Source organism: Dictyobacter formicarum (assembly GCF_016587435.1).
The window spans coordinates 55,030-78,630 of sequence record NZ_BNJJ01000024.1; the positions used below are offsets into that span (position 1 = coordinate 55,030).

Here is a 23,601-nt window from a genome sequence, read left to right on the forward strand (position 1 = left end):
ATAGCGCCATCTATGTCAAAATCAACGCCTGGCTTGAAAGTGTGAGCTTCCTCACAATGTGAGATTCTTCACTTTTTAGGAGCAATTATCAAAAAGTCAGATGCATCATTTTATGTAGAAAGTATGATGCATCTTTACTTTTTATTGTATATGCGACCCTGGTATGAAGCTTTTTTATAAAGCTTGATGGATATACCGTCAAGCAAGGTCTAATTTTTCTTATATATACATGCCGACAAGCATGGAAAGAAGTTAAGAACATGGGTAAATATCATATGACATGGATGAAAAGGAGATATATGCACAGAGCGCCAATGCGCCTGGCAGGGATCCCGCTATTCCTCTTTGTGGCTCTGGCCCTTCTACTGGCCGCCTGTAGCAATACAGATGCAACGTCAGCATCTACGCCGCCAGCGGCAACACAGGGAACCGTAGCGCCAACATCGTCTAATACAGTCGCATCAAGCACGACAAGTTTAAATATGGGCGGTACCACCAAACCGACCTTGCCGCTGAAGTCGATCCGTATGCTCGATACACAGAACGGCTGGGCACTGACCGCCAGTTCCATCCTGAGAACTGCCGATGGTGGGGTCCATTGGAAAGATGTTACGCCGGCCAATGCAGGTCTCAATCAGTTCGCTAGAGGTGATTTCCTTAATGGTCAGTATGCCTGGATTGCGATCCCACCAGCCAACATGCAAGAGGGAGCGGGCATCGCTATTCTGCGTACCAGCAATGGTGGCATAAGCTGGCGAAGATCGAAAGTGAACGATCCGCTGGTGTCGATCATCGATGTACCGCACTTTCTGAATGCGCAACAGGGCTGGCTTGAAGCTTCCAGCACACCCGGCGCCGGTCATGCTGGATCCGATATCTGGCACTCGATCGATGGTGGACAGACCTGGACGAAACTCTCCAGCAATGCCGATTCCAGTGGCCTCAGATTAGCCTATGTCAACGGCATCTCTTTTAAAGATGCACTGAACGGTATTGCAGCCGGCAACCTTGGTGCTGGTGGAGACAATTCTGTTCCTTCTATAGCTATCACACATACGGGTGGAAAGACCTGGCAGGTCATGTTGTTGCCACATCTACTGGGTGGCTATACCATGATCTCGAATAACTCGCAGCCACCAGTCTTCTTTGGCAATGTCGTTTTATTACCGGTAAATGTCAGTACACCGAGCGGCAATATGCTTGTCCTGTATCGTTCAAATGATAGTGGTCAGCACTGGTTTCAGACGAGCGTGGTCCACATCACAGCCCAGAACACCTATGTCCTTGACCCATCTTATGCCTGGGCGACCGATACCAAAAGCGGTAAGTTCTATCGTACCACTGATGGTGGCAACCACTGGAATCTCGCATCCAACACTGTGTACAACTTGCAAGCATTGAGCTTCCCCAGTGCCAGCGCAGGATGGGGCATCTCCAATCAGTCGCTCTTGCACACGACTGATGGTGGAAAAACCTGGCAGCCAATACACTACACCATTCAATAACATTTGTATATCGAATAATAAAGTGGCCGGGGTGAAACGGCAATTCACCCCGGCCACTTTATTATTCGATTAGAGATCTATCACGATTTCACTCTGAGGCCGCGAGCAACAAATCAATACATTTCCCTCAGCAGGTGGTTCAAGTGGCTCGGGTTGATAGCTAACGGTGCCAGAAATCAGACCACTTTCACAGCTATGACAGACGCCCGTTCTGCATGACCACCTTACTGGAACATCGCAGGCCTCGGCAAGTTCTAGTAGGCTCTGAAAAGAGGGATCCCAATGGACGGTCAGGCCACTGCGGGCAAATGAAATTGATGGTCCCACACCAGCAGGTCTAGCTGGCAGATGCGGTGCGCGCGGAGGCGTTTTAACTACACCAGGATTAAGTGCTGCGCCCGGACCAAAGCTTTCTGTATGGAGATGATCAGCGGAAATACCCCAGTTAGTGAGACCGGCCGTGAAGTCTTGCATGAATGCCGGTGGTCCACACAGGTAAAAGTCTGCATCGCGGGGCACACCAATCTCTTGCAGAACGGACACACTGAGGTGACCTGGAGCATCAAAGTCCTGCCCAGGACGATCTTGAGTACCAGGCCGACTGTAGCATATATGACGATGACTATTGCCCAGTTTCTCCAGTAGGATGTTGGATTCCTGCGCAAAGGGGTGTTCGCTATGGTTGCGTGCGCCATATAGCCACCATACTTCCCGTGGAGATGCTTCGCTAACCAGCGCATACAGCATTGACAACACCGGGGTTGCGCCTACGCCTGCACTGAGCATAACAAGAGGTTGCTGGCTCTGGGGACGGTAGGTGAAACTACCTCGCGGCGCACTTACCTCCAGCACATCACCAACGCGTACCTGGTGATGCACATAAGCACTGGCCACGCCATGTTCCTCAAGTTTAACGCTCACACGATAGGCATTAGTATTCGGTGCGCTGGAGAGCGTGTAGTTGCGTAACAGTGGTGGCGCATCAGAATCAGGACGCAGACGCAGAACGACGAATTGGCCCGGGAGAGCAGCAATGAGGGGACGTTCATCTGTCGAGACAAGGACCAGTGAAAGTACGCTATTACTCTCGCGCTCAATGAGCTCAACCTTCAAAGGACGGAAGCCTGGCCATGCGGGTGATGGGCCACTGGCGGCAGGTGCGAGGCCAGCATTCCCTCCTGCATTCCCGGCCATCACCTGCTCAAGAAGAGCCTGAAATGAATGTTTCCAACCGGGGCTCAATGCTGGGATACGCAGGGCTCTCTCCAGCTGCTCGCGGGAATGGCCAGATAGGTAGAGCAATGAGCTGGTCTCAGAAACAGTCATACGTTCAGGACCATCGGCCACCTTGATTATCTCGTCGCCAGTTTCCACCTCTCCTTCTTCTAGCACACGGAAGTAGAAGCCCGGCTTTTTATGCGCGACCAGTAGCGCTGCCATCCTGGGCTCATTCATGCGGATACCAACACGATAACACGTAACACGCGGCTGTGTGACCTCAAACAGGGCTCGACCAATACGATACTGATCACCAATGCAGACCTCTTCATCGGACAGGCCATCGATCGTAAAATTTTCTCCAAATTGTCCAAAGACAAAATCGTTGCGACCTAGTTGTTGCTCCCAGTAACGGTAAGCAGCGATCTGATAAACAAAAACCGCGCGATTTTCACCACCATGACCAGTCAGGTCTCCTTGCCCATCACCATCAATATTGAGTTTTCTCACCATCCTCTTGCCTGACACAGCCTCCTTCCAGATAGCGGTTCGCACCGTCTCTCCATGCCACGCGATATCGCGAGGAAGCCCAACGTTTACTGATAGCAATTGCGCCATATCCCCGTCCTTTATTCTATATGCAAGCTTGCGAACCCTGCTATTAGCTATGCACGCATATCATAACCAATGGCTTCATCTATCAAAAAATGAAGGACACCTCCATCACGCAGACTTAATCAGTCTGGTAACACCTTTTGTTAGAAGCGAACGAGAGATCATCCTTATGTAGATATTACCTAAAAAGATGAGGCGTGCCAGTGGCTCCAGCAAGCGCTCTCCCGAGCGCACACCGAGGGCTTGAATTGCCGGCTATGCGCCACTGTAACCTCTACACGTACATCCTTATTAGGAAGGATCACTTTGTTGAGCCTGCTATCGCCGTCTCAATTCCGACATAGCATCCTTATCAAGGAAAGGAACAGTGACAGATGTTTAAACGCTTTCTACTACTCCCACTCGTGCTGGTTTTTGCCTTATTGCTGGCATCATGCGGTAATTCAACTTCAAGTAATTCTTACTCCACAACCAGTACTGGCAGTACTAAGGCGACCAGCACACCAACTGCTGCATCGACGACTAGCAATCCGGTCGTCAAGACAACAAAAGCAACGGTCAACGGTTCGTCACAGCTTATCTTGACCGACGCGAAAGGTATGACACTTTATTACTTTACGCCGGATACGGCCACGACTTCAGCTTGCACCAATAGCTGTGCTTCAACCTGGCCTCCGCTTTTCTTTGATGGTACGGGCTCAGTCCCTCATGTGTCCTCACTACAGGGAACATTTAACCTGCTGGACACGGCCAGCAAGAAACAGGTCTCCTACAATGGTCATCCGCTCTATACATATGCGGGCGATAGCGCGGCCGGCCAGACTAATGGCGAGGGCATTGGCGGCAAATGGTTTGTGGCAACGTCCACTTTAAAAGCGCAGGGCACACCGCAAACAAAGCCTGCCAACAATGGCTATTAAAGGAAAGCAATAAGGTTTTTTTATTCGTTGGTGCCACACGGTCACACAGCGCTGTGTGACCGTGTGGCACCAACGAATAAAAAGGGTACGGCCGCGCATGCGGACGCCCGTGAGGGGGCGCATTGATTCCCATCACCAGGGTTCCACAGACGCACTAGAATGTACCTGTGGAACCTTGACATAAACTTTCCCATCTTCAACTTTTGTCTGCAGGAGAGTAAGGGGAGGTAGTTCATATCTATAGTGGGTGTTCAGATTGATGCCAGCTTCTGTGAAGATAGCACTATGGCATGGACAATGAAAACAGCGATCGGCATCTTTCCATTGCACAATACATCCCATGTGCGTACAGGCAGCGGATAAGGCGGTAATATTTGCATTGGCATCGCCATTGTTTTTTGTGCTCTGCGTGTTGCGCAGGACATAGCCGGTGAGAGTTGGCGCGGCAAACCGGACCGCCGTCTGGCCTAAATCGGCCAGCATCACTACAAAGTGCCAGGTGGTGGGAATACCAGTCTCGATTTCGAGCCTGGTAGAAGGATCTTGTAGCGGTGTGGGTGTCTCGCTTACTCTTCTGGCTGCTATCTGCTGCTCGATGACATTTTCTGCTCCCCCACCAACCACCAGTGCCGCGGCCGCGACCGCTCCTCCCATCAATAGGCGACGACGTGAAAAGAAGCGCACCGGCTTCCAATTTTCCTTTTTTCGCTTTCGCTCTCGCGGCTCGTGCATGGGATCCGCACTATTTGCTTTGTCGTCAGGGTTGGTGGTTGGCAATGACGACTCTTCAGCATTGATTTCCAACAATCGCTGCTTCAGGTGCTCGACAAAATCTGGTCGCGGCTCGACATTCTCTGGTGCAGCGGCCCGAAAAAACGCCGCCATTTGATAGATGCGCGCCTGCTCAGGAGTCAAATCTGCTGGAGGATGCGCCACCTTGCCAGACTGTAATCGCTCTATATAGCGCTCCAGTTCCAGATAATTTTCAAATCTTTCCTGATCATCGCCCGCCATGGTTGCTCTCCATTACGTTTCTTAAAATCAAATTTACATTGCATACAATTTAATTATATGGAATTAAATTGTATGCAGCTAATACTTATCCATGATAGTAGCTTCAAGCTCTGCAGCTCGCTTGAGTGCGCGAAATTGCAATACCTTCACATTTGCTTCTGTCAGGCCGAGTTTCTGGGCCGTTTCCTTTATCGAAAGATTTAGCAGAAAACGACATATGAGTACTTCACGGTAATGCTCTGGCAGAAGGCGTAACAGAGAATGAGCTTTCTCTACAGGCGATACATTTATCTCTGTCAGCGTTGGCTCCGCTGGACCTTCCCAACCTTTATCTAACAACTCCTCCAGTGAACTAAGGGATACGCGATAATAGTTTCTCCAATAGTCAGCAATGGTCGTACGCGCTACCTGGAAAAGCCATTTCTGTATACTCTGCTGACCCCGTTCAGCATTCATGCTGCGGGCAGCTTTCATAAATATTTGAGCACTCAGATCTTCCGCCTCTTCCCGATTACCAACCTTACTATAAACGTAACGATAGATTATCCCAAGATGTTCCTGGTAAAAGGTTTGAAACGCCTCTTGTGCTTGCCCATGTGAATCGCCAGGTGTATTCACACTGCCTCTCCAGTATCATTTTTACATTCCAGTATCATTTTTACATTAAAGCAATCGCATATATAAACATACGTTACCAGGTTACACTTTAAGCACAGATTTTCGAACTCAAAAAAAAGGAGCCCATTTGTTGAGGCAAAACACGCGCATTAGCTCACTTAGCCTTCTTCCTTGCAGGCTTCATGCCTGGATTATTTTTGAAAATGGAATAGAAACGCCGTCGGCCTTGTTCTGAAATATGTAAGCATAATGGCAGAGGTAGTTGGTAAGAGAGATATACTACGATTAGGGTCTCATTACAAACACTCGTTAGTAAAAGAAAGCGGTCTTCCCATGTTGTGCACTTCATCCTCTTCTTCTGTGCAATCGGCTCAAGACTTCGTACAGCGAGCTTTAGTATCCCCGCAAAATGTTGTCCAGATTGCGGCCTCGACGTTACGTGCGCAATTGAATGATACAAAGATATCCCTGCGTTCGGAGCGAGTAAACGCTGCAGAACCGCTTGTGCTACCTATTTCCAAAACTCATAGTCTGTCACTTCCTAACCATGGCTGGGAAAGTGTTGCGCTCAGTCTGCAACAAGCGCAAGGTCAGGTTGAAATTAGCGCCACGTCACAGGAACAGATGCTTTTGTTCAGCTATGATCGCCTGTCAGCCTCAGGGGAACTCTACCCCACTCGCATGATGCTCCGTGGTAATGTGGTTACTTTGCAGACACCTGCCCGGGTGGACAGTCATTGTTCATGTCCAAACTAATCCCTGGATGAGTTTGCACTCCCAGATTCAGCAATCTTTTTTCTTGCCTTGCTGAATCTGGGAGTTTTTTTGCATATCTCCCGGATTCTTACAAAAACATATATTGAGCAAAACACGCTACAAGTAAACAGAAAATTTATTTTTGTTTCTACTATTAGAAGATAATCTAAACTATAAATACTTGACAAGAGCGTAACCATCACCGTATACTTTGTCTAATAATCAAAAGGGCTGTATTAAAACATGACCTTCTACAATTGCTAGCGCATACACGAGATAAGTTGCATTATTTTATTAAATTCAACATTATCGCCTCGATAATTGCTATAAGCCATACAAAAATAACCTGCGAAACGCACACTTAACAGAGTCAGCGATTTCGCCTGCTATCCTCTCAGGAATTATCATTCATTCCTTTTTATACGCATGTATAAAAAAATAAGGCCCGCCCAAACCAATCATGGCAAAAATTCAGACCGTTGATCTTGTATTGGCAACCTGCTATATGCAGGCAGCATCCATCTAAGGAAAACAAACGATTCGTCCCACTCACGTGTGCATTGCAAGCGCATCATTTATTAAAAAATGAGTGGCTTGCAATTTATAAATTATGAATGCTGACGAAAAGGAGTCTCATCGAGACTTTTCTGAAAGGAAACAAGTAGCAATGGCGAAAGTAATTGGCATTGATCTGGGGACAACCAATTCAGCAATGGCTGTCATCGAGGCTGGTGAACCAACCGTTATGGAGAACAGCGAGGGGTCACGTATCACACCTTCGGTCGTGGCAATCACAAAAAATGGTGAGCGACTGGTCGGTCAGGTGGCAAAGCGTCAGGCCGTCACAAATCCAGAAAATACCATTTTTTCGATCAAACGCCTGATGGGGCGCAAATTCAATGATCCTGAAGTACAGCGCACCATAAAAATGGTGCCTTATAAGATCACCCCTGCACCTAATGGCGATGTGCGCGTGTTGATGGGTGGACGAGAATATAGTCCACCAGAGATCTCAGCCATGATTCTGCAAAAATTGCGCATTGATGCAGAGGCGAAATTGGGTGAGCGTATCACCCAGGCTGTGATTACGGTTCCTGCTTACTTTAACGATTCGCAGCGCCAGGCAACCAAGGATGCTGGCACAATCGCGGGCATGGAAGTCTTACGTATCATTAACGAGCCGACCGCGGCTTCACTGGCCTACGGACTGGATAAGAAACACGACGAGATTATCGCTGTCTATGACCTTGGTGGAGGAACATTCGATATATCGATTCTACAACTGGGGGAGGGCGTCTTTGAGGTTAAGGCTACTAATGGCGATACGCATTTAGGCGGTGACGACTTTGACCAACGTATCATCGATTGGCTGGTAGGTGAGTTCCGCAAAGATCAAGGCATCGATCTGAGCAAGGATCGCATGGCGCTGCAGCGCTTGAAGGAAGCGGCTGAGCGCGCCAAGGTTGAGTTGTCGTCTTCACAGCAAACAGAGATTAACCTGCCTTTCATTACCGCGGATGCCAGTGGCCCACGTCATATGATAATCACATTGACGAGACCTAAACTGGAGCAACTGGTGGGCGATCTGATTGAGAAAACACGTGGCCCCGTTATGAAGGCTCTGGAAGATGCAGGCGTCAAGCCTAACGAGGTCAATGAAGTAGTTCTAGTTGGTGGCCAGACTCGTATGCCGGCGGTGGTTGATATGGTGCGGAAGATTTTCGGCAAAGAGCCGCATAAGGGCGTCAATCCTGACGAGGTGGTGGCTGTCGGCGCCGCCATTCAGGCAGGCGTGCTACAGGGTGAAATGAAGGACGTTCTGCTGCTCGACGTTACGCCTCTCTCATTAGGTGTTGAAACTATGGGCGGCGTAATGACGAAGTTGATCGAACGTAACACAACCATTCCGGCGCACAAGAGCGAGATCTTTAGCACCGCGGAAGATAATCAGTCGGCGGTAGACATCCATGTCCTCCAGGGTGAGCGCGAATTGGCGCGCGACAATAAGAGTCTGGGACGCTTCAGGTTGGAGGGCATTGCCCCGGCGCCGCGTGGGGTGCCGCAAATCGAGGTGGCCTTTGATATTGATGCCAATGGCATCCTCCACGTCACGGCTAGAGACAAGGCGACTGGTCGCGAGCAAAAGATTACGATTACGGCCTCCAGCGGTCTCTCCACGGAGGAGGTCGAAAAATTGGTGCGTGACGCCGAGCAACACGCGCAGGAAGACAAGCAGCGACGTGAGGAGATCGAAACACGCAATCGCGCGGACAGCGTGGCTTACCAGGCAGAGCGCACATTGAAGGATGTCGGCGACAAACTTTCTCCTGACTTGCGCAGTTCGATCGAAGAGAAAATAAAGACGGTACGCGATGCATTATCCAGCAATGATATGACGCGTATACGTTCTGCTACCAGCGAACTAGAAAATGCGATGCAAAGCATCGGCCCTGAAGTTTACACTCAGGCCGGACCAGCATCCGCAGGCGCAGGCGCGGGCACAGGCCCTGCCGGGGGCACAACATCTGATAGTGGCGGCGGTGATAGTGGCACCGTCGAGGGTGAATATCGCGAAGTCTAAGCTAGTCCGTCATGCTCACTTTGAAAGGGTTCTAAACGGAGAGAACTCCTTCAAAGTGAGCAAAGCATGTTTGCTGAGGTGTAGAGAAAGAGCAATGAACATTGAGCATTTTACGGATAAATCACGGGAAGCAGTAAGTACTGCGGCCCAGATTGCGCGCGAGCGTAATCATAGTCAGGTTGAAGTTGAACATTTACTAGCTGCTTTGCTTTCTCAAGATGGTGGTGTGGTACAACAAGTGATTTCTAAAGTAGGGGGTGATCTTGAAGCAGCGCAGAAGATAATCAATGACGAGCTAGGACGTATGCCTCAAGTTTATGGTGGGAGTGAACCTGGTATTTCTCCTCGCCTACGCAAATTGTTGGAAGATGCCTGGCATGAAATGAATAACTTCCATGATGAGTATCTTAGTGTCGAGCATCTATTGCTGGCTATGTTCAATATTAAAGATGGGGCAGTGCCACGTGTGTTACAGGCAGCAGGGCTCACACGAGACAATGTGCTACAGGCCCTCACTTCCATCAGAGGTGCGCAGCGTGTCACCGATCAAAATCCAGAAGGCAAGTACGAGGCACTGGAGAAATATGGCCGCAATCTAACCGTACTGGCCCGGCAAGGAAAGCTCGATCCAGTCATTGGACGCGACGAAGAGATCCGACGCGTGATTCAGGTCTTAAGTCGGCGTACTAAAAATAATCCTGTGTTAATCGGAGAGCCTGGCGTTGGCAAAACGGCTATCGTTGAAGGATTAGCTTTGCGTATCGTGCGTGGCGATGTGCCAAAAAATCTGGCCAATAAACAGATCATTGCCCTGGATCTGAGTGCGCTGGTGGCTGGTGCAAAGTATCGAGGTGAGTTTGAGGATCGTTTGAAGGCAGTGCTAAAAGAGGTGACAAGCTCTGAAGGAAATATCATTCTCTTTATTGATGAGTTACATACCCTGGTTGGCGCCGGTGCTGCTGAGGGGGCAATGGATGCCTCTAATATGCTTAAACCGATGCTGGCCCGTGGCGAACTGCATTGCATCGGAGCGACTACCTTAGATGAGTATCGTAAGTATATTGAAAAAGATGCAGCTTTAGAGCGCCGCTTCCAGCCAATTATCGTTGAGCCACCTTCGGTTGAAGATACTATTAGTATTTTGCGCGGCCTTAAACAACGTTACGAGGTTCATCATGGAGTGCGCATTACTGATAGCGCCATTGTAGCTGCTGCTGTTCTTTCTGATCGCTACATCACTGATCGTTTCTTGCCCGATAAGGCTATTGATCTTATCGATGAGGCTGCCAGCCACTTGCGTGTGGAGTTGGATAGTACTCCTACAGAAATTGACACGCTGGATCGACGCATTCGTCAGTTGCAAGTTGAACTTGAAGCGCTCAAAAAAGAGACGGATGAAGCCAGTAAGGAACGGTTGGCCCGTGTCACACAGGAAATCAGTACACTGCAAGAGCAGCTGGATGCACTGGAGCTGGCCTTCGAGCGTGAACGTGCACCGGTTGAGGCTATGCAGCGCCTGACGAAAGAACTGGAACAGGCACAGGTTGAGCTCGAAAAAGCTGAGCGTGAATATAACTTTGAGAAGGCCGCTGTACTGCGTCATGGCACGATCCCTAAGCTGGAGCAACAAATCACAGAGACAGAGGCGCAGCTGACCAATATTAAGGAGAAGAGGTTACTTAAAGAAGAGGTCGATGCTGAGGATATTGCTGAAGTTGTCGCCAAGTGGACGCATATTCCGGTCTCTAGACTTATGGAGGGCGAGATTGAGAAGTTGGTCCATATGGAGAACCGCTTGCGAGAACGTGTTGTGGGCCAGGAGCTGGCTCTAAAAGCGGTTTCCGATGCCATTCGTCGCGCACGCGCAGGCTTACAAGATCCTCGTCGTCCACTCGCCAGCTTCCTTTTCCTTGGACCCACCGGCGTGGGAAAAACGGAGCTAGCTCGCGCCCTGGCAGAATTCCTTTTTGACGATGAACACGCGATTATTCGCATTGATATGTCCGAGTACATGGAAAAATATAGCGTGTCGCGCCTGATCGGAGCTCCTCCTGGATACGTTGGCTATGAGGAAGGGGGCCAGCTCACGGAAGCCGTGCGCCGTCGGCCTTATAGTGTTGTGCTGTTCGATGAGATCGAGAAAGCGGCGCCAGAAGTTTTCAATACGTTGCTGCAGCTCCTCGATGACGGCCGCTTGACCGATGGTCAGGGGCGCACCGTTGATTTCAAGAATACCGTCATCATTATGACCAGCAATGTGGGAGCAGACTGGCTTAAGGAGCTCGAAGGGTTGAGTGAGGATGAGGTGCAACGCCAGGTGCGTCAGCGCTTGCGCGAAGAGGGCTTCCGCCCCGAGTTTATCAATCGTATTGATGAAATTGTTGTCTTCCACCCCATCACGCGTGAGCAGATGAAGAACATCGTCAACATTCAACTCAATCGATTACGACCACGCTTAGCTGACCGCCACATAGAGCTCCAGGTCACGGATGCCGCGCTGGATTTGTTAGCAGACATAGGCTACGATCCACAGTTTGGAGCTCGTTCGCTTAAACGTGTCATCCAACGAGAAATTGAAAATCGTATCGCCGGAGATATTCTTAGCGGCGTCATTCACGATGGCGACACCATTAAGATCGATGCCAGAGACGGTAAAATTGTGATAGAGGCGATAAAAGCTCCATCACAACAAGCCACCTATGCAAGCTAATAAAAAAAGGGCGATGGGACTGACATCCCATCGCCCCCTACTAGAAGGTAGCAATTGATCCTTTGTTTATGATGACTCCAAGATACTGCGCTAGATTTTCTAAAGACCACCCGGCATCTCTAGCCCGAAAAGCAAAGTCGCGACGTAAATCGTGGAAAGTCAGTTCCTGGATTACAGAGAATTGAGCCTTACTAGACCGCGCTTTCAAGGCGCGAAACCAGTAATGTATGCCTTCTTCTGTTAGTCGTTCGCTGCGCTGTGACGTAAACACATAGGTTCGTGTAGTATTGCTCGTGGCTTGCAAGTAGTTGTGAAGTGGCTCCCTCGCTTCTTCTAAAAGATCGATATCTCGCCATTTACTCCCTTTGTAACCAACATGGAGATAACCAGACCTGGTATCTATATGAACATGCATCATTTGCAACCAGGAAACATCACTTACACGACAGCCGGCCCAATAGCCTAAAGCAAAGAGAGCTGTTCCCCGATAATCGTTTTCTTGAGCAACTAATGAACAGAGAATTGAGCGTTGCTCATTTGAGAGGTGCGAAGGGATCACAGGTGGTGCTGGAGGAAGGTCGACACCACGGGTGGGGTTGCGTTGCAACACCCCTTTTTCTTCAATCAAGAATTGCGAGAAATTACTAATGGTTGATTTCACACGTATACGATGGTTGATACTTAGCCCATCTTGCTCCAGGTGGCGTAAATACTCCTCAACCGCAGGTTTGGTCAATAATGCTGGCTGAAAATGTCCTTGATCTCCAAGTCTCTGTACCAGCCATGCAATAAAATGACGCACTGTGCGCAAATAGGCCTCGGTTGTTCCTTCGGCTTTCCCAGCAAGAAACTGCTTGTACTGATCCAGTAAGGTATGAGTTTCTACAAGCACATTCTCTCCTGGGAGCGACGACCATGACATGGCTCATTCCTTCTACTCAAAATAGCGCAAAGCTGCGAAGTGAAGCCAACCGACCAAGGCGCATTAGCATTACCCGCGCTCAAAATGAACCATCGTCAGTGTCTCCTGAAGCCCTTGCGCTGCTGACGTTGGAGGTCAATGATGAATAAACCAGCTATTATCATTGCTGATGATACACCTGAAATTCTACACAAGTTAAAAAAAGGATTTGGAGCAAAAATATAGCGACATAGTGCTCTCCCATCTTTAATTGTCTAAAGCATCAGGTATTTGACAATCACTTAGCGGAAGGGTAAACCAGAACATAGATCCCTTTCCTGGAGTACTCTCGACCCCCACCTGTCCCCCATGTTGTTCCACAATTGCCAGGCAAAGGGATAAACCAATGCCCAATCCAACATGAGGTGTCTCATCATCCTCTTCATCATCATTTGGTGCCGTACCAGGCGAAGCACGATAGAAACGTTTCCAGATACGTTGTTGCTCCTCCTGCGAAAGACCTGGTCCCTCATCCTTCACTGCTACGCGAACAGAGTTTTCGTTAGTTGTCAGAGTGATGACAACAGGCGTTGATCCTCTGGCATACTTGAATGCATTGGAAAGATAATTCGAGACAACTTGTTCCAGGCGATCAGGATCTCCATATACCAATATTGAATCAGAAGGACGATTCCAGACAATGCGGTGTCTGGACCTCATTCCTTCAAAGCGTTCGATTGCGTGGTCGATACAATCAACAAGATTACAGCATGTTCGTTCCAGATGTAAGGTATTGCGTTGAATACGTGATGCATCTAAGAGATCATCAACCAGCCGTGTCTCTAATACAGCTGATCGTTCGGCATAGCTAAGTGTTTTGAGCAGCGACATTATCTGTGGATGAAGATGAGCAATTTCTGGTGCAGAAAGCAAATATTTCTGAATTTTTCTGCGCGCAAACTGGATATTTCCTTGAATACCGGTCAGAGGCGTCTTCAATTCGTGGCAAATAATTCCAATAAATTCTTCGAGCTGGTGCTGAGACTCTTTGCTGATGTTTTCTTGTTCCTGTGCATGGATGCGAGCCTGTTCACGTTGATAGACTATGCTACTTATCATAATACCAGTCAGCATAAAAAACACTACTGATAGCAACTCATCAAAATCCAATACACTGAAAGCCATTTGAGGAAACAATTTGCCAAGCAGAAACGGCTGAAAAAACAAATCGAGAATAAGACCGCTCCCAACCAGAAGCAAACAGAGAGAAGGGCCAACACCCCAGACAGCGGCGGCAATCGTCACAATCAGCAACAATAGGGTATTGACATATGTTGGAGTAATAGGAACATGTTTTTGCCACACCATATACGCAACAAGCAAGATCAGACATGCAAGCGGAATAGTAATGATATACCCATAGCAAGGATGGCGCCATGCTGGGAGCGGGACCTTAATAGACCGATAAGATAAGGGATACTTATTATGCTTCGGGCCTTGGAATTGGTTCATCGCCTTTGCCTTTTCCTTAAACATCTCATCCATACATGCATCTATGCCATACTATTCATTGTACCCCCATAGAACAAACTGTTGTTATCATATGCGACATGTGAAAACTAAGACGCTGGAAAATGCCAACAGCCAGGCGCTCATACAGAGCAAAAAGCGATCCCGGCAAAATCTCTTTCTCGATGATTCTTCGGCCCGCTAAAACGCCACAGCGCAGGCGTTTCAACGTTCGCTGTGGCGGATAAGACAGGTTTTTAGGAAAGTTGTCAGGGTAGATAGGTCGCGCTGACGGAGTAGATGGTGGGAAGATAGTCGGCGATCAGTTGCCAGCGGTCGCCTCGATCATTGCTGGCGAACAGTTGGCCTGTATTAGTGCCGACATAGACGCCACAGGGGTCGAGCTCATCTGTACACATGGCATGACGTAACACTCCCAGGCGCACATTTGGTCCACCAGGCAGCCCACGCGTTAGCGCTTCCCATTCCTCACCCGCATTCTGGGTGCGATAGACTGTAAACTGTTCGCTGATATTGTGGCGTCCCTCTCCTTCAACGATAGCATAGAGCGTTTCGGGATGATGCTGATCGAGGGCAAGTGGAAAACCAAAATCAGAGGATAGGTTACTGTGCACGTCAATCCAGTCATCACCGGCATTCAGGCTTTTGTACAGGCCGCAGTGATTCTGTTGATACAGCACATTCGGCTCTTTGGGATGCTGCAGTAAGCGATGGATGCATTGACCGAACTCTGGATAGCGATCGGGCTGAAAATCGGCGCGTGTATTCTTATTCGCGAACTTCCAACTTTTGCCACCATCATCGGTGCGCAGGCAGCCGACGGCGGATATCCCCACCCACATGCGCTCAGGGTTGGTTGGATCGGCCACGATGGAATGCAGGCAAAGACCACCTGCACCAGGCTCCCAGCGCTCACGAGTAGGATGTTCGAGCAGACCAGCATTCGGCTCCCAGGTCTCGCCACTATTTGTACTGATCCAGAGGCACGCTGGATCAGTACCAGCGTAGACGACGTCAGGCTCCTGGGGACGCCCGGGCTCAATATACCAGATGTTTTTCAGGCTCAGGCTGCTGTCAGGCGCGAACTGAATACCCCGGCGCGGCTCCTGCCAGGTCTGACCAAAATCATCGCTATAACGCACAAAAGAGCCGAAGAAATCGCCATTGTCAGCGGCGAAGAGCCGATAGTCAGCGCGTGGATCAAAAACAGCATAAAAAATACGGCCATTAAGCGTTGTGTTCTCAACCGTCCAATGCACCCGATCAGGCGAAGAGAGTAGGAAGAGTCCTCGTTTCGTCCCAACCGTCAGCACAACTGTACCCGAGGGATACCTTTTCCGTTGCGTCATTACTCGTGCTCCTTTACGAAATTGTAGCAGTGATCAACCTCCAGCAACCGAAGGAATAACGCGAATGCGTACTCCCGCGGTGACGGGCGTATCAAGACCTTGTAGATAACGAATGTTGGCCTGGTCAATAAAGATATTGACATATGAGCGTAGCTCACCAGTTTCGTAGCAGAGATGGAAACGAAGGCCGGGAAATTGGTGTTCCATATTCTCAATAATGTCGCGAATCGTTGTCCCCTCTACATCCAGGCGAGCCTGCTGATTGGTTCTCTCGCGCAACATCGGCGGGAGAATCACTTGAGCGGTTGGCATAACCATTGACCTCTTACATATTTATAGCGCTCCAAAGCGGTCGGAAATAGTATGATGAATTTCTAAATGACAGTATAAGCGTGGAGAGCTAGAAAAACTTCTTCCATCTTGCTCTTTTGATCTGCATGTCCTTAAAAGGAGACGAATCCGGATTTCAAAAGTTAAGTTCCATAGTATTTTGTCAGCTACATAGTAAAACAGGAAGCATTTGTCTGAAATGCTTCCTGTACTTATAAATCTGGTTGCTTTATTGCGTTGTAGATTAAGGTGCAACGGCGTGTTTCCCGGTTTCGAAGACCTGGCACCATTCTTCAAAGTTTTTCGCGATCTGCTCTGCCGCCTGCTCCATGGAAAGTTGCTTCTTCTCAAAGGCGACGACGGAGGCCCAGAAACTGGTACGACCAACGGCAAAACCGATGAAGCCGGGCACGCTGGCGGCGGTTTGCAGCCAGTGCACAACACGATCTCGACTTGCGCCTCGCCCCAGCACAATCAGGCCTACATTGTTGCGGTTATTTCTGCGCGCAGCTTCGACCATTTTTTCGCAGTCTGCCCGGGTGTCCAATCCTTCAATCTTCCATACATCGGGCTCAACGCCGGCGTTTTGCAGTTCCTGCACGGCTTGCACCATTAGCTTCGGACGCAGTTGAGTGTCATAGGCGTCTTTGTCGTTATCGAGCGACTCGAGTTGTTGCTCCTCTGCAGGTACAAGGAGCTCAAACATGAATAGTCGCTGCGTCTGTTGCAGGTAATCTGAGAGCCGTTTGAGGCGCTGGGCCTGGCGGTGATTCATGGCACGATCCCCTTCAGGATTGTAGCGTACCAGCACCTTGGCAAAGGTGGGATTGATAGCTTCAATATGGAGAGCAAAATCATCGCCATACTCGAAATCAAATTCCTCCTGGCCGCTTTTCTCTACAGAAACGGCTGTGATTATGCCATGTTGAACGGCATCACGTAAAATGCGAATGCCATAGTGCTCATCGACAAGGATACCTGCAGCATCTTTGGGAACACGCGCTTTCTTGAAGCCCTCATAGATCACCTGTTTACTTTCTGCCACTATCTCTGCTTGCTCAACATTCAATGGCTCCTTCCAATTAAACAGGCCTTTAATGTATGAGGCACGATGATCAAACGGTAAGATATAGAGTGGTTTCGTGTATCCTGTGACCATTTTATCTGTCCCTTTCGTTATCCCAATAACTTTTCTCAGACACGATAGAATGTTTCCTACGTAACGTTTCACGCTATCCGGTAGTCAGTGCCACACGCGCTCGTAACGTTGCTATCCTCAGGATCAGGGAAGAGGCAACATAATAGCACATCACATCGGGAACGTCTGGCAGACAAAAAAAGTTTCCCCGCTATATGGGTCCCCTATGATGAACTGTATACATACATCTGGAAGGATTGTGCTCTTCATGTTACAATTTATAATATTGCACTCCTGGCGGAAACTTATAAGACTACAGTTTCAAAAATATTGTCTAACGAGATAATATCAATTTAGAATTGTATTCTTTTCTCAAGTTTTCTGCATCTTTCGTCAGGCTGGCAGATATATTCGTATGCTGTGGTACGGACGTATACTTGTGCTTACATGCAAAGGAGTATATATGACAATGGTAGGTCATAATGGAAAACGGCGTGTCCAGGTGCTGGCACGGTTGGTAGTACTGGCATCCATTATTGCAGCAGGAACACTGGTGTTCGTAGACAATGGGCAGAAGGCGTACGCAGACTATAGTGTGACTGTGTATCCAAGTCAGCAATTTCAAACTATTCAAGGCTGGGGCACGAGCATGGCCTGGTGGGCCAACTGGGCGGGTAGCTTGAATGATAGCCAGCGTGTACCGCTCGCCGATAAGCTATTTGATCCTAATGCCGGCATCGGACTCAATGTTCTGCGCTATAACTTTGGCGCCGATGGTCCTGGCAATGTTTGCCATAATTCTATTGCCAGCGGCAAAGCCGGTATTTATACTAATATTCCCACTTATGAGCCAACCAATGGTAACTATGACTGGACCCAGGACGCCAATCAGCGCTGGGTACTGCAGGCGGCACAGAGCCGAGGAGCAAATATCTTTGAGGGCTTTGTCAATTCGCCTCCGGCCTGGATGACCAGCAATAGTTGTACATCTGGCGCCAACGGGAACGCAGAGAATCTCAGCAGCAGCCATTACGATGATTTTACCAGCTATTTGTCCACGATTGCCCAGCATTTTCATGATACCTGGGGTATGCCGCTCCAGACAATCGAGCCGTTTAACGAGCCAACTCCAGGTTATTGGAACTATAATGGTAATCAAGAAGGCACCAACATTTCTACCGGCACGCAAAATACGCTTGTAAATAAGCTGGGCGCAAAACTAGACCAGACTGGAGTGTCGGCCTATTCGCAGGTGGCCGCGCCCGATGATACCTCCGTTGATCGATCCAATAATGACTACAATTCCTATGATAGCAGTGCGAAAGCTTATGTGGTGCAATATAATACGCACACCTATGGCGGCAGCAATAGTGATCGTGACTACGCTTATAACAACATCGGCCAGGCCGGCAATAAGCAGCTATGGATGTCGGAGTGGGGAACAGGAACGCAGAGCAGTCCGATTGCCGCTGGCATCACCTTATCGCAAGAGATTCTCACTGATGAACAACACCTGCATCCATCCTCCTGGGTCATCTGGCAGGCCGCCGATAACTATTTTTCATCGAGCGGCTCGGGCAACGGTGGTTCAACCAGTGATTTATGGGGACTGGCCAGCACCGATAGCAATGGCAATATTATCTACCCTTCCCGCTATTATACCATGGGTAACTACAGTAAGTTTGTTCGTCCAGGCTATAAGATGATCGAGAATAGCGATAGCAATACCTTTAGCGCATATGACGCAGGTTCGAATACGCTGGTCCTCGTCTCCACCAATAGCTCATCCAATAGCACGAACGTTACCTATAACCTTTCCAACTTTAACGGCGTAGGGAGCACGGCAACCCCTTACCAGACAACAGCCAGCCAGAATCTGGCCCAGCTTGCGAACGTCACCGTTAGCAATAATGCTTTTACCAGTGCGCTGCCAGCACAATCTATCACGACCTTTGTAATTCATAATGTTACCTATACCGGCGCAGGGGCAGCCACTGAAGTGGATGATTCTGTGCAGGGTACGGGGCTCAATCAGTTTAACTATTCCGCTAACTGGGGGCATTGTACGGGTGGCTGTGGCAACGATACATCGGGTCTATACAATGGTAGCAATAGCTGGAGCGGCACGGCCGGAGCTACGGCCAGCGTGCAGTTTAACGGCTCACGCATCCGCCTCTTTGGGGTGAAAGATACCAATGAGGGTATCGCCACGATCTCGATCGATGGTGGAACAGCCATGGAAGTGGATTTCTACGCCGCCCACCGTGCTGGCAATCAGCTGATGTGGGAAAGTCCGCTGCTCTCCACAGGAACGCATACGCTCAAAGTTACGGTCACGGGCCGTAAAAATCCACAGAGCAGCAACACCTGGCCAGCGCTCGATCGGGTAGAAATCGATCCTCCCGCAGCGACAAATCTGCTCTCCAATGCAGGTTTTGAAAGCGGCAGCCTGTCACCATGGTATGGAGAACTTCATCCATCATTGGCTGGCATCGAGACCAACTATCCGCACACCGGCACCTATGATGCGTACCTGCACCCAACCTCTTCAAGTGATGTCGGCCTTGTCCAGATCATTACGGCGCCGGCCTCACGCACCTACACGCTGTCGGCTTATGCCGCCAATAACATTGGCAATGTGCAATTTGGAGCCGACGTCAATGGCACGCAGGTAAGAAATCTCAATGTTACCGGTAATGTCGGCTATCAGCTCTACACAACCACCTTCACTGCTACGGCGGGGCAAAGCATCAAGGTATGGTACTATGCGCACTCCATCAATGGCTGGGCCACCATCGACGACGTTAGCCTCACCTGAAACATGACCATCTTCGTCTGTATGTGATAGAGTAAATAACAACGACACGGCCGCCTGGAGATTCATTTGCTCTCCAGGCGGCCGTGTCGTTGTTATTGCAGCCGATTAATCAGTGATGCGCGGCTCAAAAAGGATTTTTTCCGGCGTCATGCGCGCAATGACGGACCCCGGCTGGGCGTTCAATTTTCCATACTTCGCCGCGTCATTATCGCCAACATAGCGAGCGGCGATGCGCGTCGACCAATCTAAGAGATCCTTGGGATCTTCCTGAAGGTCGACGGGTCCTTCCACAGTCAGGTATGCGTATGGACGCTGCTCATCATCAACACATAAGCTCGCTCTTCCCACGCGTCGCATGTTTTTCGCCTTGACAGATTGTGCACCCGTTTCAAAAACAATAGTATCGTTATCTAATACAAACCAGATGGGTACGACATGTGCTCGCCCATCTTCACGCGCCGTGGCCAGTTTTCCTGTATATGTGCCTCTGGAAAGAAAGGCACGCTGCTCCTCAGTAAGATGCGCCATAGCTTCTCCCTTTCTTCAAAATGCACTCTATGTTAACACGAAAAAATTTAGCGTCTCGTTTCTGTATATAACCTCTAGAGAGGAAATGCATGTAGAGCTTTTTAGCTCTTTTTTTTAAGAAGTAGCCCATCTTATCCTTCCACCCAGACTCATTGTGCGCAAATCGACAGCACCTGCAGCAAAAGATCTGTAACGATATTCAAATGTATCTTGATGCGAAAAACCGGAGCTCAGAGAGCCCCGGCCTGCTGCTTGCTTACAAAAGATTTAGTGCCACTTCCATTCTACGATCTCTTTTGGATCCGAGCCGTAGGCTTGAATGTAATTACGGTGATCGGCCAGTCGATATTCATACTGGCTTATCAAACTATTAGCACGCGCAGCGACACGGGGATTCCGGACAGCGGCGTTACGAATAGCTTGAACCACCAGGTCATAGCGACTGGTGCCATTGCGCACATTCATATCAAATGGCGTCGTTGTTGTTCCTTCCTCACGATAGCCATTGATGATCAAGCGATCAATATTGTGGCGGCCAAACAACAATTGTTGCGCCGCCGATGGATAACCATGAAAATTGATAATCACAGGACGATCAGAGGTAAAAAGCGCCTCGAACATATCCTGCTTCAAGCCGTGAGGGTGAGCCGATTCATGCTGGAGCACAAACAAATCTGTCACATTGACGACGCGCACCCTTATCTCGGGCAGTTCATCGCGCAAGATCTGTGCGGCCGCTAATACTTCCAGCGTTGTGTTGTCGCCAATGCCAACCAGGACGACATCGGGATCAACGCCTTCATCTGTGCTAGCCCAGGACCAGATTGACGCGCCGGCCCGGCAGTGGGCGATCGCTTCGTCCATCGAGAGCCATTGTGGCATGCGCTGCTTGTTGGCAATTATAAGATTAACTTTACCAGTGCTCTGTAGACAATGATCCATTGTACAGACAAGACAGTTAGCATCAGGCGGCAGGTAGACACGGGCCACCGAAGCTTTTTTATTCAGCACGGAGTTGATAAAGCCTGGATTCTGATGGGAGAAGCCGTTATGCTCCTGCCGCCATAAGGTTGAGGTTTCCAGGTAATTGAGCGATGGCACAGGGAGGCGCCAGGGAAATTCGCCGGAAACCTTCAGGAATTTGGAGAACTGGTCCGCCATCGAAACAATAATATTTAAGAACGCTTCATAGGTTGGAAACAGGCCATGACGGCCAGTAAGGATATAGCCCTGTAACCAGGCCTGGCAATCGTGTTCACTGAGAACTTCAATCACCTGTCCACCCTGTGCGGCCACCTTTTCATTATGTGGAGGCACGGGCCATTCGTATTCGCGCGGCTTCACATCCAGTACCGCGCCCAGCTTATTTGACTGTAATTCATCAGGACTAAAGATGCGGAAAAGGTGAGGGTTACGGCGAATTACCTCGCGCAGGTAGAGGGCAACCTGTTCCATACTGCTGACATTAGTACCACCACGACGAGATGGCATGCCACGATCCACTTTCACCGCAAAATCGGTAATCGGAGGCAGGTCCAGGTCCTTCATGATCTTCCCACCATACGTATGTGGATTCTTCCCCATGCGGCGATCGCCGGTCGGACATTGCTCTAAGATCTCTGTTTTTGGTCGCCCTTCATCCGTAACAAGCTCTTCAATATGGTAGGAGCGCAACCATTGTTCCAGTAAAGCCAGATGTTCAGGATTCGTCTTTGGATCCTCGATTGGTACCTGGTGGGAGCGATAGGAGCCAACAATCGGTTCTCCATCTAACTCTTTAATCGCCGTCATCCCCTTGGGGGTTCGCATGATAATCAACGGCCAGCGGGGCTTGACCTGCGGCTTTCCCTGGCGTGCCGCTTGCTGAATGGATCGGATTTCCTCGTAGGCCCAATCCAGCGCGGCATACATTTGCGCGTCGAGGTCATCGTTCTCATCACCTTCAACAAATTGGATCTTGTATCCATAGCCAGTGAAGAGGCTGATAAGCTCCTCATCAGTCATGGTGCCATAGATGGTTGGATTAGAAATTTTATATCCGTTCAGGTGCAGAATTGGTAGTACGGCGCCCGATTCGGCCGGATTAAGGAACTTATAGCTATGCCAGGCAGTGGCGGTCGGGCCTGTCTCGGCTTCACCATCGCCTACAATACAGGCGACAATAAGGTCTGGATTATCCATGGCCGCGCCGAAGGCTGTGGCCAGTGCATATCCAAGCTCTCCACCTTCGTGAATCGTGCCAGGGACGCCTGGATAGAGATGGCTGGGGAAGCCACCAGGCCAGGAAAAACTGCGAATGAGGTTATGCAGTCCCTGTTTATCAAAGGTGAGATTTGGATAGAAATCATGGAGCGAACCTTCGAGATAGAGATTGGCAAGATTGGCTGGCGCTCCATGGCCCGGCCCGGTCACTAAAAACATATCTAAATCATGCTGCATAATCAGCCGATTTAAATGGGCGTATACGAGATTGATGCCCGGGCTCGTTCCCCAGTGGCCCAGCAAACGATCTTTGATATGCTCAGGCTTCAAAGGCTGCTCAAGCAGAACATTATCTCTCAAATATATCTGCGCTGCAGCCAGGTAATTAGTAAAACGGCGGTAACGAGCAATAGCATCTAATTTATCGGCATGTCTCTTACGAATATTCGCGGCCTCAATCGACTTTATAGTAGAGGTATCGTTAATTAACTGTTTCGCCATAGCCCCGTTTCTCTTTCTTAACAATAAAAAAGGTTTTATATCTCTTGCGTAAAACCTTTTCCTATCTATCTTCACAACATCCGCTCGGGTTTAACTGTCAGGGACCAGGAGGAAACCCTCCTGGTGTTTATACGAAATAGAGTGAAAAAAGAGAAACAATCAAAAACGTGGATGTCTATATGGTCGCGCCTGCGGCCCCTGACGCTACGCGCCTGCGGCGCTCAATAGGTCTTTTATGCGTTGGTGCACCATTCGCGCAAAGCGCGAATGGTGCACCAACGCATAAAAATAGCTCGGGCGCGCATGCGCCCGCCCGTACGGGGGCGCTTTGCTTCCCATCGTGACAGGTTTCAGACACACTCTGATC

The 23,601-nt window shown here is 49.4% G+C and carries 15 protein-coding genes; 5 read left to right on the forward strand and 10 right to left on the reverse strand.

The features are described 5' to 3' along the window. Positions 1-299 precede the first annotated feature (299 nt). The gene (locus JMI88_RS31490) at positions 300-1,505 is read left to right on the forward strand and encodes a WD40/YVTN/BNR-like repeat-containing protein (protein WP_201366012.1); all 1,206 of its coding nucleotides are present in this window, start codon (positions 300-302) and stop codon (positions 1,503-1,505) included. A gap of 69 nt (positions 1,506-1,574) precedes the next feature. Here the strand turns inward: JMI88_RS31490 and JMI88_RS31495 are convergent, their stop codons facing one another. Further along, complete coding sequence (locus JMI88_RS31495; RefSeq protein WP_201366013.1) at positions 1,575-3,341, reverse strand: MOSC and FAD-binding oxidoreductase domain-containing protein; 1,767 nt, start codon at positions 3,339-3,341, stop codon at positions 1,575-1,577. 371 nt (positions 3,342-3,712) lie between these two features. Between JMI88_RS31495 and JMI88_RS31500 the strand changes: the two genes are divergently transcribed. Then, the gene (locus tag JMI88_RS31500; protein ID WP_201366014.1) at positions 3,713-4,258 is read left to right on the forward strand and encodes a COG4315 family predicted lipoprotein; all 546 of its coding nucleotides are present in this window, start codon (positions 3,713-3,715) and stop codon (positions 4,256-4,258) included. 132 nt (positions 4,259-4,390) lie between these two features. Here JMI88_RS31500 and JMI88_RS31505 read toward each other — a convergent pair whose 3' ends face one another. Together JMI88_RS31505 and JMI88_RS31510 are read right to left on the reverse strand one after the other, a co-directional pair. Then, positions 4,391-5,272, reverse strand: a complete 882-nt coding sequence (locus JMI88_RS31505; RefSeq protein ID WP_201366015.1) for a QcrA and Rieske domain-containing protein — start codon at positions 5,270-5,272, stop codon at positions 4,391-4,393. 78 nt (positions 5,273-5,350) lie between these two features. Then, positions 5,351-5,890 (reverse strand): RNA polymerase sigma factor, encoded by a 540-nt coding sequence (locus tag JMI88_RS31510; RefSeq protein ID WP_201366016.1) that lies wholly within the window; start codon positions 5,888-5,890, stop codon positions 5,351-5,353. Between the two features lie 1,423 nt (positions 5,891-7,313). On the opposite strand from JMI88_RS31510, the gene dnaK reads away from it, so the two are divergent. Both dnaK and clpB read left to right on the forward strand, forming a co-directional pair. Then, a complete protein-coding gene (gene dnaK, locus JMI88_RS31515; RefSeq protein WP_201366017.1) occupies positions 7,314-9,227 on the forward strand; it encodes a molecular chaperone DnaK in 1,914 nt (637 codons plus the stop codon). Positions 9,228-9,321: 94 nt separating this feature from the next. After that, positions 9,322-11,937 carry an ATP-dependent chaperone ClpB gene (gene clpB, locus JMI88_RS31520; RefSeq protein ID WP_201366018.1) on the forward strand — a complete coding sequence of 872 codons (2,616 nt, stop codon included), beginning with the start codon at positions 9,322-9,324 and terminating at the stop codon, positions 11,935-11,937. A 40-nt stretch (positions 11,938-11,977) separates the two neighbouring features. On the opposite strand, the gene JMI88_RS31525 is transcribed toward clpB, so the two are convergent. The 5 genes from JMI88_RS31525 to JMI88_RS31545 form a co-directional block, all read right to left on the reverse strand. Then, positions 11,978-12,859 carry a tyrosine-type recombinase/integrase gene (locus JMI88_RS31525; RefSeq protein WP_201366019.1) on the reverse strand — a complete coding sequence of 294 codons (882 nt, stop codon included), beginning with the start codon at positions 12,857-12,859 and terminating at the stop codon, positions 11,978-11,980. A gap of 246 nt (positions 12,860-13,105) precedes the next feature. After that, a complete protein-coding gene (locus JMI88_RS31530; RefSeq protein ID WP_201366020.1) occupies positions 13,106-14,350 on the reverse strand; it encodes a sensor histidine kinase in 1,245 nt (414 codons plus the stop codon). Positions 14,351-14,616: 266 nt separating this feature from the next. Then, positions 14,617-15,717, reverse strand: coding sequence for a WD40/YVTN/BNR-like repeat-containing protein (locus JMI88_RS31535; protein WP_201366021.1), 1,101 nt, complete (start codon positions 15,715-15,717; stop codon positions 14,617-14,619). A gap of 33 nt (positions 15,718-15,750) precedes the next feature. Beyond that, complete coding sequence (locus JMI88_RS31540) at positions 15,751-16,029, reverse strand: MoaD/ThiS family protein (RefSeq protein WP_201366022.1); 279 nt, start codon at positions 16,027-16,029, stop codon at positions 15,751-15,753. Positions 16,030-16,291: 262 nt separating this feature from the next. Then, complete coding sequence (locus tag JMI88_RS31545; RefSeq protein ID WP_201366023.1) at positions 16,292-17,206, reverse strand: 2-deoxy-5-keto-D-gluconate 6-phosphate aldolase domain-containing protein; 915 nt, start codon at positions 17,204-17,206, stop codon at positions 16,292-16,294. Between the two features lie 442 nt (positions 17,207-17,648). On the opposite strand from JMI88_RS31545, the gene JMI88_RS31550 reads away from it, so the two are divergent. Then, entirely contained in the window at positions 17,649-20,003 is a 2,355-nt protein-coding gene (locus JMI88_RS31550; protein WP_201366024.1) for a glycoside hydrolase, read from the forward strand. A gap of 105 nt (positions 20,004-20,108) precedes the next feature. Here the strand turns inward: JMI88_RS31550 and JMI88_RS31555 are convergent, their stop codons facing one another. Next, a complete protein-coding gene (locus JMI88_RS31555) occupies positions 20,109-20,531 on the reverse strand; it encodes a PPOX class F420-dependent oxidoreductase (protein WP_201366025.1) in 423 nt (140 codons plus the stop codon). A gap of 267 nt (positions 20,532-20,798) precedes the next feature. Continuing rightward, entirely contained in the window at positions 20,799-23,234 is a 2,436-nt protein-coding gene (locus JMI88_RS31560; protein WP_201366026.1) for a phosphoketolase family protein, read from the reverse strand. Positions 23,235-23,601: the final 367 nt, after the last annotated feature.